We start from the raw sequence: 14,735 nt of genomic DNA on the forward strand, positions 1-14,735 counted from the left end.
TCACAATCATCATCTTACCAATTTAATTCATCAGTCCTGGTAAATAGCCAATAAGTCTATGTCATTTTCGAGATTTTTTTATCAATAATATTGTTCCTTGACACAATTTGATATAAAGTCAAAACAACTAAATGATTTCTAAATCTTCAATTCTAAGGTATTAACCATTACCCACAGTAGTTGACAAAGAGCTTTTATTTTTCGCGAATAACTTCTATTTTGTATCCATCTGGATCAATAATAAAGTAGTAAGAAGGTGGAACATTAGGTAAATGTTTTAATTCAGTAACATTAAATCCTTCAGATTTATGCTGAGCATGTAGCCCTTCTAAGTCATCGGTTGAAATAGCAATATGTCCATAGCCATTTCCTAAATCATATGCTTCAGAGTCATAATTATAAGTTAATTCTAATTCATAACTATCTCCTGGCAATGTTAAGTAAACTAATGTAAATTTATTTTCTGGAAAGTCCCTTCTGCGAGATTCTTCAAAGTTAAATGCTTTTTTATAGAAATCCAAGGAAGCATCTAAATCTTTTACTCTTACACATGTATGAGCCATTTTCATAGTATTCATCCATCCTTTTCTAATAGATTATCTTAATACTAACATGTAAGATGGGTCTTTTCTAGTTTTTTGAACCGTTAAATATTATAGAAAGCTAGTGATACGGTGAGTTCGTACGGTGTAAAGTCTGTTTTTACACGAATATTATTCTCATCATCTTTATATACTTCTTTGTAGGTTCCACCTAAAATAGTAGGAATAACTTGAATATTTGTGTATTTATTGATTAAAATATCTGATTTATAGCTGTCCTCAATTGAAATAAAACCTAAATTAAAATCAGAGTCTTGATTTGTTTTATTCGGGATAAATATGCTCAGTCTATTAGTATGTGATTTTGGATCATAGAGCATCTTGGCATAAGTATTAGGAATAATGTTATCGTAAAGCTCATAAATTTTACGATAACGGTACTCATTATAGTTATTGATTAAATCATCTTCTGTTAGTCCAGCATATAAGCTAGAGAAGAATCGATCTTCTTTTAATTTTAAAATTGTTTCAAATAGTATTTGTTGCTTTTCTGGCTTTATTATCTCTGGAATAGTTGTATGCAAATATTCTTTGTGTCTGATATTGGCAGAAGATGTATTAATAATCATAAAATCGGAATGCGTATCTTTTCTTTGCCTTAAAGAGGTAACATCATAATGTTTTTTCTTTTTACGTTTTTTTCTTTTTTTTCTTTTACTAGGAACAATATAATAGTCATCTTCGTTATCATCATCATTGTCATTGATATAATCAGTAACTGATTGACGAAATATATTTGAAAAAAACTTTGTAATGTCATAATAAATATCTGGATTTAAGTAGATAATAAGAGTACACGCTAAGAGCATTGCTAGCGCTGAAATAAAAAGATAGGCAAACCAAAAGAAGCTAGGTGTATAGGTTATAAATAATGCAATAATCCAAATTACAATAATACTAAATCCAATTGTTTTCAAATGCTTCATATGCCTTAGATACCTTTCTATATACAAAGTGATAAACTAACATAATTATATTTAACCATAGTTTGATGTTTAAAACAAACCTATCTGATAATTTGATAGCATAAAATATTTTGTGTAAACAAAAATTTAAGGTAGAAAAAAAGAAAGTCCATTCTGTAAAATTAAGGTTACGACACAGAAATTTTATAGGAGGTTTTTCTCCTGAATAATTTTACTACAGAAATGATGGAAACACTAATCAATAAAGAGGATTTGGAGTATTTATTTCATCGTCTAGAGCTGACTGCTTTTCTTGATTATGAAAAATATGATCGTGCTGGTTTTAATTCAGGTAATTCCTGTAATGGGAATTACTTATGCTCTTTTAAAACAGAGTATGGGGAATTAAATTTAATCATCCCTAGACATAGAAATGGTGAATTTTCTCAACAAACACTACCAGCCTATAAAAGAATGGATGATTCCTTGAAAACGACTATTATTCAACTGTATCAAAAAAGAATAACGATGTCTGAAATCTCTGATCTAATTGAAAAAATGTATGGTCATTATTACACATCACAAACCATTTACAACATTAGTAAAATAAATGTTTTAGCCTTGGAATAAAGATCGTTAGAAGCTAAATATTCAGTCATCTTTATGGACGATACTCATCTTCCTTTGAAGAGACAAACTGTATCAAAAGAAAAAGAAATTAAACAAGTAACTTTTATAACAGATAAATGGAAAAAAACAGTATCCACGAGTCATTACATTATTCATTAACCCTACTATATTAATTTTTTATAACTTTCCTTCTTCAATAAGAAAAACTATCTACTCAACTAAGTTAATTGAGATATTTAATAAGAAATTAAAAAAATATAAAAAGAGAAAAGAACAAAACCCTAATAAGGAATCTCTGAAAAGATTCCTAGTTTATCAGTCCAATGAATATAACCAAAAATTTCTAGGTAGATTTCATAAAGGATTTAAGTAAATTCAATATACGTTAGAATCAATGCTTTAACTTAAAATGATAGAATAGATTTTCCATTTATAAAAAATTATTGACGAAACCGATAATTTTTTATAGTGTTTTTATCTGATGACTTATTAATAGAATATAGTATAATACATAGGTAAGTAAAAAAGGAAAGGAATTGGGGTAATGGAATCAACCAATTTATTTGCCATTGTTGATATTGAAACAACTGGCACGAATCAACAAACAGATAAAATTATTCAATTTGCCTGTGTAATTATCGAGAATCAGCAAATTGTAAATCAACTGTCGATTGATATTAATCCACTACGCTCAATACCTAAGCATATAACGGAATTAACAGGTATTTCAAATAAAGATGTGGCAAATTCACCATACTTTGAAGATGTTGCCTTTACGATTAAACAATTACTTGATGGCTGTGTATTTGTGGCACACAATGTCTTTTTCGATTTTAATTTTTTGAATAGTGAGCTAGTTCGTGCTGGAGTCTCACCACTTACTAGTCCCTGTATTGATACAGTGGAGTTGTTTCAAGTGTTATTTCCAACTTCTAATGGCTTTAGAGTGAGCGATATGGCGTCAGAAATGTCTATAGAACATACTAATCCTCATCAAGCATTAAGTGATGCTTATGTCACAGCACAAGGTTTTATTAAGATGCTTGATAAATTAAGAACGTTACCTTTAGTAACGAAGGAGACACTTCAATTGTTGTCAGTTAGTTTAGGGGTTAATAATCAAGCTATTTTTAGTATGGTCTTAAACGAAGCTTATGAGACTAAACAGAATGACTTAGAAGGAATCGTTGTTTTAGATGGCATTGCTATTAAGAAAAAAGATAGAGCATATCGCTATCAGGATAGAGAAGTAGCGCAATCATTTTCAAGTAAACTGAATATTTTAAGGAATACGCAAAGAGAAATGGCTGAGGATATCCACCAGTTTTTGACTAAAGATAATAAAAGCAAAAACTTGTTTATAGAAGCTGAAACAGGCACTGGAAAAACAATGGGTTATTTATATCCTTTAACATTTGAGAAGAAACCTGAACAAAAGCTTATCTCGACCTCCACGATTTTATTACAAAATCAGATAGAATATCAGGATATTCCTTTATTAAATGATTTAGTTAAGACTTCAAAACAAGGTGTCGTGGTAAAAAGTACCTCTCATTATTTAAGTTTACATGCCTTTAGGCAAACATTGGATTTACCATTAGGACAAAAAAGTTATGCAATCTGTCAGATGGCTATATTAGTTTGGCTGTTAGAGACAAATACAGGAGATTTGGATGAAGTCAATGTCATTAAGAACAATGTGTTTTACCAACAAGTTCAACATACTGGGCAAAAAGAATTAGTTGAATCCTCTATCTTTTTTGAAGAAGACTTTTATCATTACTTAACAGATAGATGTCAATTTGCTGATTTTATTATCGTCAATCATTCGTTTTTATTTTCTGACAGTCAGAAGAAGGAACGTTTTTTACCAGATTTCGAGACGGTTGTCATAGATGAAGCACATCAACTCCCTAATTTAATTGAAACGATATCAACTAAACAACTGTCGTTATCTTCTTTTGAATTTGAATTGAATCACTTGATTGAAGTCTCAATGATGATTGGAGAGACACATGATAAACATCAAAAAAATACCTTGATGATGAGTGACATCTGCAAGGAGTTAAGGGAATCAATTGATTGGCTTGAAGAAAGCATGGTGACGTATTTTGATTTGTTTCATAAAAAAGAGGAGCAGCTGATTGATGTACAGGCTTTTTTTAAGCAAGTTCCAGTTGTTAAACGATATATCCAACAGATTAATGTGATGTTACGAGAGCTTAGTGAGTTATCACAAAACTTGAAACTAGAGAAAAAGAAAGAGTTATCACTAAATGAAAAAGAATTCTTTCATACAGTGGAACATGTGATTGAGATGTATCAACTATTTAAATCATTCTTTTATGATTATGATGAAACATTAGTCAAATGGATTAGTGCGAAAAAAAAGCATGTGATATTATCTATGATTAATTTCTCGGATTTATCTATTAATCAATATAATTGGTACACCCAAGCTAAAAAAATCATTTACACAAGTGGTAGTCTTCAATTAGATAATGACTCGAACTTTTTAGAGCGTAAACTTGGCTTAGAAGATGTGCAGAAGAAAACATTGCCATCAGTATTTGACTATAAAAATCAAGCCTGTTTGTTTTTATTAAATGATGTAAACTATCATTCGATTAAATCGACAAATGATTTCTCAATACGAATTAGTCAGTCGGTTAAAAAATTATTTGAAACGCATGAACAAACGATGCTAGTTTTATTTACATCTCATCAATTACTTGAAGCAGTACATAAGCAGTTAACAGATTATTTTAATCAACGAGATGTGTTAGTATTAGCTCAAGGGATATCAGGAACAAAAGAAAAAATACTGAAAAAGATTAATCAAGGAAATAAGTGTATTATTTTAGGGGCAAATAGTTTTTGGGAAGGCATGGATTTTAGTCATCAGTCGATCGATATTGTTGTGATGACGAAGCTGCCATTTGATCCACCAAATCGTCCGATTGTTCAAGCAAGGTATCAATACATTGAACAACAAGGAGGAAATCCGTTTTATGAGGATGCATTGCCTCAAGCAGGGATTAAACTAAGACAAGGAATTGGAAGATTGTTGCGCAGTCCAGAAGATCGAGGGATTTTAGTTTTATTAGATGATCGTTTGGTCAATAGCCGTTACAGCGACATTCTCTGTTCTTATTTGCCGCAAGCATTATCAATTCAAACGGTAACATTGCCAGAGTTATTGAAAGAAAGTAAATTGTTTTTAGAAAAAAGAGTTTTACTTAAAACAACAAATGGGGGATAGAAGCATGCGTGAAAACAGAGTCATAAAATATTTGACGATAACGTTAATTGCGATTATTGTCATTATAAGTGTAATAATGTATCAGTCAACTGCAACATACCGTTCAACTAAGCGCCAAGCAGTAGAGATTGCCAAAAATTTAGGTCATATCAATAAAGTTGACGAGTTTTATTGGTTTACTAGACAGGAAAATACATATAGTGTAGTTGGTAAAGACGACAAGAACGAAGAAAAAATAGTCATGATTCCTGAAAATGGTAAGGAGGCTCTTGTTGTTTATGCTAATAAAGGGATTAACCAAGATGATGCTATCCAAGCGGTTCTTGATACTAAGGAGACAAAGAAAATAAAAAAAGTATCTTTAGGATTGTTTAAAGATGAACCTGTATGGGAAATTACAGCTGAAAGTAAAGATGACCATTTGGTTTATTACTTAGTTGATTTCTATTCTGGAAAGATTGAAGAAGGAGCATTAAAAATTTAAGGGGATGAAAAAATGGGGTTTTCAAAAAAAGTAAGCAGTCTAAAAGAATCAGCAACATTGCAAGCAGCAGCAAAGGCCAAAGCACTAAAAGACCAAGGTGTAAAAGTTCTTAATTTATCGATAGGGGAACCAGATTTTTCAACACCCAAATCAATACAAAACGCAGCGATAAAAGCAATTGATAACGGGGCATCAAGTTTTTATACGCCAGCAACAGGTTTACCTGAATTAAAACAAGCTATCATAGATAGAACACGTGAAGATTATGGTGTTACTTATCAGATGAATGAAGTATTTGTCGGATCCGGTGCAAAGTTTGTTCTTTATGCGTTATTTCAAACGTTATTAAATCCAGGGGATGAAGTGATTATTCCTACACCATATTGGGTGAGTTATAGTGCCCAAGTGGAATTAGCAGATGGAACACCAGTATTTGTCGAGACAACACAGGATAACCATTACCGTGTGACAGTAGAAGAATTAGAACAAGCTAGAACACTCAAAACACAAGCAATCATTCTTAATTCACCATCAAACCCGACTGGATCGATTTATACAGCAGAAGAGTTGAAAAAAATCGGGGAGTGGGCAGCTTCAAATAACATTTATATAATTGCCGATGATATTTATGCGAAACTAGTTTATAATGGTAATGTATTTACATCAATTGTGAGTTTGTCTGATGAAATTAAGCAGCAAACAATTGTGGTTAATGGGGTATCTAAAACCTATTCTATGACAGGTTGGCGTATTGGATACGCTCTATGTCAACCAGAGATTGTGTCTCAAGTGTCTAAAGTGATGTCACAATCAACAGGAAATCCTGCAGCTGTGAGTCAATATGCAGCAATTGAAGCATTAAGTGGAAGTCAAGCTATCGTGGAGGAAATGAGACAAACATTTGAAACACGATTAAATGACATTTTCCCAATAGTTCAAGAAATACCAGGGGTTCGTGTAGAAAAACCTCAAGGGGCTTTTTATCTATATTTAGATATCAAAGAAACACTTGATATGTGTGGGTATGATAATGTAACGAATTGGGTGAATGACTTACTTGAAGAAGCACATGTTGCAGTTGTCACTGGTGAAGCGTTTGGAACAAGTCATCATGTCAGAATGAGTTATGCAACAGATATGGATACATTAACTCAAGCCATTAGACAAATAAACGAATTCATTGATAGTAAACGAATTTAATACAAAAATTAGTGGGGTGCAAAAGTGGAGACAATAAACATTATTGATTCAAAAAAACATGTTGGGGAAGTTGTTAAAATTGGTGCATGGGTTGCCAATAAACGCTCAAGTGGAAAAATAGCTTTCTTACAATTAAGAGATGGTTCAGCATACTTCCAAGGTGTTGTGGTAAAAAATGAAGTAGGCGAAGAAGTCTTTGAATTAGCAAAAAGTTTAAACCAAGAAACATCAGTTATTGTAACGGGTGAAATTAGAGAAGATACACGTTCAAAATTTGGGTATGAAATTGGTATACAAGGTATTGAAGTAGTCGGAGAAAGTCATGATTACCCAATCACACCAAAAGAACATGGAACAGACTTTTTAATGGATCACCGTCATTTATGGTTACGTTCATCAAAACAACATGCCATTATGCAAGTAAGAAATGAATTAATTCGTGCAACATACGAATTCTTCAATGATCGTAACTTTATTAAAATTGACCCACCAATCTTAACAAGTAGCGCGCCAGAAGGAACAACTGAATTATTTGAAACAGACTATTTTGGTTCTCCAGCATACTTGTCACAAACAGGTCAATTATATCTTGAAGCAGCAGCAATGGCTTTTGGAAAAGTATTTTCTTTTGGACCAACATTCCGTGCTGAAAAATCAAAAACCCGTCGTCATTTAACTGAGTTTTGGATGATGGAACCTGAAATGGCTTTTGTTGACCAAGAAGGAAGTTTAGAAATTCAAGAGCAATATGTGGCATTTATGATTGAAAAAGTATTAGAAAACTGTGACTATGCTTTAGACGTTTTAAAACGTGATAAAGACTTATTAAGAAAATACACAGAATTACCATTCCCACGTATTTCTTATGATGAAGCAGTGGAATTATTACAACAAAATGGATTTGAAGATATTACTTGGGGTGATGACTTTGGTTCACCACATGAAACATTTATCGCCAACCATTTTGAAAAACCAGTATTCATCTTGAACTATCCAAAATCAATGAGTCCATTCTACATGAAACCACATCCAACAAGAGATGACGTTGTGATTCGTGCCGACTTAATCGCTCCAGAAGGATATGGCGAAATTATTGGTGGTAGTGAACGTGCCATTGGTTATGAGTATTTATTATCCGAAATCGAAAAAGATGGTTTAGATCGTAAAGACTATGAATGGTATTTAGATTTACAAAAATATGGTGCTGTTCCTCATTCTGGCTTTGGTCTAGGATTAGAAAGAACTGTAACATGGGTATGTGGAATTGAACACGTTCGTGAAGCAAGTCCATTCCCACGTTTATTACACCGTATTTACCCATAAAATAAAACAAGCCTCCTTTTAAAGGGGCTTTTTTATTTGACAGTCGATAAAAAAAGCCATACTCTTACACTAACTAATTAGAAGAGGTGAGTAACATGAAACAGAAAATAGCAATTGAAGGCATGAACTGTGGTCATTGTTCTGCTCGTATTGAAAAAGGCTTGTCAGAAATTGATGGCGTGAGTAATGTGGATGTGTCATTAGAAAACAAAGAAGCTAACGTTGCGTTTGACGAATCCAAAGTAGCGATTAATGACTTAGTTAATAAAATTGAAGACTTAGGTTTTACGCCTACTATCTAAATAAAAAATTCGGCTGAAGTATCAGTCGAATTTTTTGTGTATTAAATTAAATGAAACAAATGCGCTATAGCAGTTGTTAACATCGTCATGCCAACACCGATGATAGTTGGAATAATAAATGAAGCGAACGTCCATTTTTTACTTTTTGTTTCTTTATAAATTGTAAGAAGAGTAGTAGAACATGGCCAATGATAAAGAGTAAATAAAATGACATTCATAGCGGTTAACCAAGTCCAACCATTACTTAATAAAAGTTGTCTGAATTGATCTAGAGAGCTAAAGTCTGTAATAGTACTAGTTGCCATGTAACCCATAATCATAATAGGAATAACAATTTCATTAGCAGGCAGTCCTAATATAAAAGCCATTAAAATAGTACCATCTAATCCCATAAGCCGAGCAAAAGGATCAATAAACTCTGTCACGCTTTGTAAAATAGATTGATCTCCGATAGATACATTGGCTAATACCCAAATAACTAAACCAGCCGGTGCTGCAACAATAATAGCACGCCATAAAACAAATAAGGTTCTGTCAAAAATTGAGCGAACAATAACCTGTCCCACTTGTGGTTTTCTATAAGGTGGTAGTTCTAAAGTAAAAGAAGATGGTATACCTTTTAAGACAGTTTTTGATAATAAACGAGAAACCATAATCGTAGTAAACACGCCGAGTAAAATGACGCCTGTTAAAAAGACCGCTGATTGGATAGAGCCTAAAAGTCCAACTGCTCCTCCAGTAAAGAAGACGGTGATAACTGTAATCAAAATAGGAAATCGACCGTTACATGGTACAAAATTATTTGTAATAATGGCAATAAGTCTTTCTCTAGGAGAATCAATGATTCTAGCCCCAACAACCCCAGCTGCGTTACACCCAAATCCCATACACATGGTTAATGCTTGTTTCCCACAGGCTCCGGCTTTTTGAAAATGTTTATCTAAATTAAATGCAACACGAGGTAAGTAACCAAAATCTTCTAATAACGTGAATAATGGGAAAAAGATAGCCATAGGTGGCAACATCACTGCAACCACAGTTGATAGAACTTTATAAACGCCATTAATCAACACATCACGGATAATATGTGGGACACCCCAACTCGTTGTGATAGCCATAAGCCAATTACCAAATTTGTCAAAATTATCGGCTAGAAAATCTGAAGGACCATCCGCTCCTTCAATCGTAAACCAAAAGATAAGCATTAATAATAAAATCATAATAGGAATACCAGTGCTTTTTTGTGTGAGAAGCTTATCTAATTTTTGGTCTTTTAAATCAAAGTTTTTATCTTCAAATATCGTGACTTCTTTTGCAATGACACTTGCTCTATCTACAATTGCTAGTGTTTCAGTTTCTTTATCAGCATGGATTTGTTGCAAAGCTTCCATCATAAATGGATTCGACGTAATTTCTCCATCAATCACACCTTTTGTTTTTTTCATTAAGGTATCGAGACCTTGTTTTTTTACAGCTGATGTTCCAACGACTGGTACACCAAGTAATTCTTGTAGTTTTTCTAAATTAATATGGATTTTTTTCTTTTTCGCTTCATCTAGTAAATTGACACACACAATAACATTTGGTGTCAGTTGCATGATTTGCAATACTAGATTTAGATTTCGTTCTAGACTTGTTGCATCACAGACCACGATAGTTGCTTGGGATTCATTTGATTGAATGAAATCTCGTGCGACTTCTTCTTCAGCTGAGTGAGCTGATAGGGAATAGGTACCAGGTAAATCAACCAAAATAAATCCTTGTCCCTCAAATTCAGTTCGTCCTTGAGCTAAATCAACGGTTTTTCCAGGCCAATTTCCAGTATGTTGTCTTAGTCCAGTTAGTTCGTTAAAAACTGAGCTTTTACCCACGTTAGGGTTTCCAGCTAATGTAATCACAACATCAGACTCTTTTTTACGCTCAACAACAAAGATTTCTTTTTCTTCAGTTGTCATCGTTATACACCTCCACATATTGTGCATCAGAGTTTCTTAATGCAATAGTTGTTCCTCTCAAACGGTAAGCAATCGGATCACTTTTTGGACTGATTAGTGATTTTTTGACAGGTGTTCCAGGATAGAAACCTAAGTCATATAGTCGTTGTTTCATATCTGCATCTGGATGAGAGATGTGAGAAATAGTTGCTTGGTCATTAAGGTTTAAATTTAATAAAGTTTTCATAATCCCACTTCCTTTTTTTAGGTCAACCTAATTTAACTTTATTTTAAACCTAATTTATAGTTTAATCAACCCTTTCTGTTATGGTATAAAAATAACTCCTTTTTTATTGATTGTGATATATGATAAAATAAGATATTACCTAAAAAAAGGAGTGCAAAAAAGACATGACAAATTTTTATGATAAGTATTATGTTGATCGTCATCAAACAGACTCGTTAAAATGGGATGGGGTTACAGAACGTTTTGGAAGTGAAGGGCTACTTCCTTTGTGGGTAGCAGATATGGATTTTAAAATTCCCGAAGAGGTTCAAAATAAAATGATTGAAAGAATCAATCATGGTGTTTTTGGTTATTCTGTAGTACCTGATTCATATTACCAAGCAGTGAAATCTTGGCAAAAAAATCAGCACAATGTTGAAGTTGAAAAAGATTGGTTACGTTTTACGACAGGTGTAGTAAATTCACTTCATTACTTAATTCAATGTTTTACAAAAGAACAAGAAGCTGTCATGATTTTTTCACCAGTATATTACCCGTTTTATAATGTGGTTAATGATAATAAACGCAAATTAGTGACATCTGATTTGGTGATTAATAAAGGTAGATATGAGATTAATTATGAAGAGATGGAAGAAAAAATTAAAAAAGAAAACGTCAAAGCGTTAATTTTTTGTTCGCCGCATAATCCAGTTGGACGTGTGTGGACAGTTGAAGAATTAAATATTGTGTCTGATATTTGTCACAAATATGATGTTTTATTAATTTCAGATGAGATTCATCAAGATTTTGTAGCAAAAGGTCATACGTTTACTAGTTATTTAGGCGTAGAGGGTGTCGATTTTGACAAATTGATTGTGGTGAATGCTGCATCAAAATCATTTAACTTAGCTAGTTTACTTCATTCACATATTTTTATTCCTTCAACGGATTTAAGAGCAAGTTATGATGAATTTATCAAGACGATAATTAATAATCCAACAAGTTTGATGGGTGTTATTGCCACACAAACAAGCTACGAGTACGGAAAACAGTGGTTAAGTGAACTTAATATGACAATCGATGGAAACTTCAAGTTGATGAAAACACGGTTAAATGAATTATTACCAGAAGTGATTGTCTATGAAAAACAAGGAACTTATTTATCTTGGATTGATTTGTCCGCATATATTACACAAGACAAAATGAAAGAAGTTATGCAAGAAAAGGCTAAAATAGCGATAGATTACGGTGAATGGTTTGGGAAAAATACTGGAACATTTATTCGAATTAATCTTGCAACTCATCCCAAAAATATTGAATTAGCCGTTACGGGTTTAGAAAAAGCGCTAAAAAATTAGTAAATTTTAAAATTTTTTTAAGGTTTCCCTAAAACACCGAGAATTATATTAGTCAGTATGGTAAAATTAGTTTATTAAATTATAGTATTTTGGGAGATGCATAATGGACAATAATTCAAGAAGACACAAAAAAGTAAAAAAGAAATCAAGTGGATTAAAAAAAACGGTAATTGCCTTATTGACAATTTTACTTGTGATTTTGGCAGGAACAGGCATTTTCTTAGCTAAAACTTATTTTGATGTAAAAGATGTTGCAAACAAAGTAAGTGCACCAGTTAAAGGACGACCTGATGATAAGAATATTCAAGAAGGTCAACCATTTTCAGTATTACTGTTAGGAATAGATACAGGTGATTTTGGACGTAACGATGTGGGGCGTTCTGATACAATGCTTGTGGCAACAGTAAATCCTAAAGAAAAGAAAACGACCTTAATTAGTATTCCACGTGATACAAGAACAGAGATTGTTGGGCATGATACGGTTGAAAAAGTGGCTCATGCTTATGCGTATGGTCAAGCCAAAATGGCGATGGATACAGTAGACAATTTGTTAGATATGAAATTAAATCATTATGTTTGGATCAATATGATGGGATTTGAAGAATTGGTCAATGCAGTTGATGGAGTAGAGGTCACAAACAAATTTGAATTTGAGCAAGATGGTATGACATTTAAAAAAGGTCCAATCAAATTAAACGGTGAAGAAGCACTTGCCTATACTCGTATGCGATATGAAGACCCTAATGGTGATTATGGTCGTCAAGCACGTCAACAACAAGTCATCGAAGCCATTGCCAATAAAGCATTAGGTTTTACAGGGGTTAAACGGTACAAAGAAATTTTAAAAGCAATTGAAAATAATATGAAGACAGATTTAGAACCAGAAGAAATGTTTGATATAGCAATGAAGTATCGTGACAGTTTTAAAAATGTTCAGAGTGAAACACTTCAAGGAGAAGGCGTTATGATTGATGGCATTTCGTATCAAGAAATTCCTCAAACAGAATTAGTACGTGTTCAAAACTTGATTAAATCACAACTTAAATAGAAAAAGGAGTTAACCACGTATTAGGTGGTTAACTCTTTTATTTTATGCTAAAGCCTTTTATTTTATGCTAAAGCACCCATTGGATCCCATGGGGCTAAAACTGTCACATCATCTTTTTTAAGTACTTCTTTTAAGTCATCTGAAAGATATTTTTTATTCACAACGACTTGATAAGTATATTCACTCATCCAATCATCACTCATAACAAAATAGCCTTTTGTTCCAACTTTATCTCCCCAACTGTTTTCAACTTTCCATTTAGTTGGTTTGTCATTAATTAAATTCACGCCTGTTAAGACCATTGCATGAGTCATTAAACTTTCACCATAATCTAAACGTTCTGCTTTACTCATATCATAATTAATATCTAATGTATCTTGTACACTATAAATATCAGTTGCCATAATACCAGTATCTCTTGTGGAAGACTGTCCAACATCACAACCAAACCAAATCACCACATCACAACCAAACCAAACACTTTCGCCATCTTTTAATTGCGCGATAGCTAAGTTTTTAAATGTTTCAATATCAACGTTTAAGTGACGAACTTCTTTTCCGCCAACGACGTTTCCTAACATATCAACTGTATAGACTTGATTGTAAGGTTTGTCTTTTGTTGGAGCATTGATAATGCTGACATAATCATTTAAGTCAGTTCCAATGTATTTATCATAGAAAGAAGTAGGAGTTAGCCCTTGTTCTAAATGATAATTTCCATCTGTATCATAATATGAATAATCAAATTCTGTTGGTGGTGTACCTAGAGAGGTACTTAATAAGTTATAGATTTCTTGTAGCAATTCAATTTTACGTGTTTCCACTTCTGATTCAGAGGCGCCATTAGTAATTAATGTTCTTAATGTTAAGGCATCTTTTCTTAATTTTTTATTTAAGTAAGTATTTAATTCACGACTGCTTGAACTACTGTTTGTTTCAAGCATGATTGTTTTTGGCACAATCCCATATTTTTGGATAATTGCTACTAACATATCCCATTGGCCACCATCTTGTTGAGGGGTTGCAAGTAAGAATGCCACTTCACGACTAGTTAATTCTTGATTACTTGTTTTGATGATATTTTCATAGAAATAATTTGCTTTTTCAAATTTATCCCAGAAAAACGTATAGTTTTGAGATAATTCGAAGTCTTTGATGTGATGATTGTTTAAGACATCATGTCTGAATGTATTAAGGGCTGCAAACATCCAACAACGACCACTTTGTTTTTGATTTGTCACGTTTCCTGTATCTAAGTCGATAGAGAAAACGGGATTGTTTTCAACAACTGCTTTTTGATTTTCTGATGAGGCTAAAATACCATTTTTCATCACTGCACGTTGGCTTAATAAATGCTCACGATTAGCAAGATATTTTTGCTCCATATGTTTGACTTGTTCATTTGAAATAGATTTAACCATGTAACCACACCTTTCTTTTGTTTCCATTCTACTCCAACAT

The 14,735-nt window shown here is 32.8% G+C and carries 12 protein-coding genes and 1 pseudogene; 8 read left to right on the forward strand and 5 right to left on the reverse strand.

Annotation, left to right across the window (positions count from 1 at the left end; all coding sequences use genetic code 11):
- Positions 1 to 194 precede the first annotated feature (194 nt).
- Positions 195 to 569, reverse strand: coding sequence for a lactoylglutathione lyase (gene gloA / locus BHY08_RS03830; RefSeq protein ID WP_071456616.1), 375 nt, complete (start codon positions 567 to 569; stop codon positions 195 to 197).
- Positions 570 to 646: 77 nt separating this feature from the next.
- Positions 647 to 1,528, reverse strand: coding sequence for a hypothetical protein (locus tag BHY08_RS03835; RefSeq protein ID WP_071456617.1), 882 nt, complete (start codon positions 1,526 to 1,528; stop codon positions 647 to 649).
- Between the two features lie 201 nt (positions 1,529 to 1,729).
- Here BHY08_RS03835 and BHY08_RS03840 point away from each other — a divergent pair.
- From BHY08_RS03840 to BHY08_RS03865, 6 genes and pseudogenes are all read left to right on the forward strand, one after another.
- Positions 1,730 to 2,510 (forward strand): annotated as a pseudogene (locus tag BHY08_RS03840) (transposase).
- 171 nt (positions 2,511 to 2,681) lie between these two features.
- Positions 2,682 to 5,399: a helicase C-terminal domain-containing protein gene (locus tag BHY08_RS03845; protein WP_071456618.1), complete on the forward strand. Its 2,718-nt coding sequence runs from the start codon at positions 2,682 to 2,684 to the stop codon at positions 5,397 to 5,399.
- 4 nt (positions 5,400 to 5,403) lie between these two features.
- The gene (locus BHY08_RS03850) at positions 5,404 to 5,883 is read left to right on the forward strand and encodes a cell wall elongation regulator TseB-like domain-containing protein (RefSeq protein ID WP_169817659.1); all 480 of its coding nucleotides are present in this window, start codon (positions 5,404 to 5,406) and stop codon (positions 5,881 to 5,883) included.
- 12 nt (positions 5,884 to 5,895) lie between these two features.
- On the forward strand, positions 5,896 to 7,083 hold the full coding sequence (locus tag BHY08_RS03855) for a pyridoxal phosphate-dependent aminotransferase (RefSeq protein WP_071456620.1): 1,188 nt from the start codon (positions 5,896 to 5,898) through the stop codon (positions 7,081 to 7,083).
- Positions 7,084 to 7,107: 24 nt separating this feature from the next.
- Positions 7,108 to 8,406, forward strand: coding sequence for an asparagine--tRNA ligase (asnS, locus tag BHY08_RS03860; protein WP_071456621.1), 1,299 nt, complete (start codon positions 7,108 to 7,110; stop codon positions 8,404 to 8,406).
- Positions 8,407 to 8,501: 95 nt separating this feature from the next.
- Positions 8,502 to 8,708, forward strand: coding sequence for a heavy-metal-associated domain-containing protein (locus BHY08_RS03865; protein ID WP_071456622.1), 207 nt, complete (start codon positions 8,502 to 8,504; stop codon positions 8,706 to 8,708).
- A 41-nt stretch (positions 8,709 to 8,749) separates the two neighbouring features.
- On the opposite strand, the gene feoB is transcribed toward BHY08_RS03865, so the two are convergent.
- Positions 8,750 to 10,663 carry a ferrous iron transport protein B gene (gene feoB, locus BHY08_RS03870; protein WP_211267916.1) on the reverse strand — a complete coding sequence of 638 codons (1,914 nt, stop codon included), beginning with the start codon at positions 10,661 to 10,663 and terminating at the stop codon, positions 8,750 to 8,752.
- Complete coding sequence (locus tag BHY08_RS03875; protein ID WP_071456624.1) at positions 10,653 to 10,889, reverse strand: FeoA family protein; 237 nt, start codon at positions 10,887 to 10,889, stop codon at positions 10,653 to 10,655. Before BHY08_RS03875 ends, feoB begins: the two co-directional genes overlap by 11 nt.
- 164 nt (positions 10,890 to 11,053) lie before the next feature.
- Between BHY08_RS03875 and BHY08_RS03880 the strand changes: the two genes are divergently transcribed.
- Both BHY08_RS03880 and BHY08_RS03885 read left to right on the forward strand, forming a co-directional pair.
- The gene (locus BHY08_RS03880; RefSeq protein ID WP_071456625.1) at positions 11,054 to 12,226 is read left to right on the forward strand and encodes a MalY/PatB family protein; all 1,173 of its coding nucleotides are present in this window, start codon (positions 11,054 to 11,056) and stop codon (positions 12,224 to 12,226) included.
- Positions 12,227 to 12,329: 103 nt separating this feature from the next.
- Positions 12,330 to 13,274 carry an LCP family glycopolymer transferase gene (locus BHY08_RS03885; RefSeq protein WP_071456626.1) on the forward strand — a complete coding sequence of 315 codons (945 nt, stop codon included), beginning with the start codon at positions 12,330 to 12,332 and terminating at the stop codon, positions 13,272 to 13,274.
- A gap of 62 nt (positions 13,275 to 13,336) precedes the next feature.
- Here the strand turns inward: BHY08_RS03885 and BHY08_RS03890 are convergent, their stop codons facing one another.
- Entirely contained in the window at positions 13,337 to 14,695 is a 1,359-nt protein-coding gene (locus tag BHY08_RS03890) for a C1 family peptidase (RefSeq protein WP_071457820.1), read from the reverse strand.
- Between the last annotated feature and the right edge of the window lie 40 nt (positions 14,696 to 14,735).

The organism is Vagococcus teuberi (assembly GCF_001870205.1).
Lineage (GTDB): Bacteria > Bacillota > Bacilli > Lactobacillales > Vagococcaceae > Vagococcus > Vagococcus teuberi.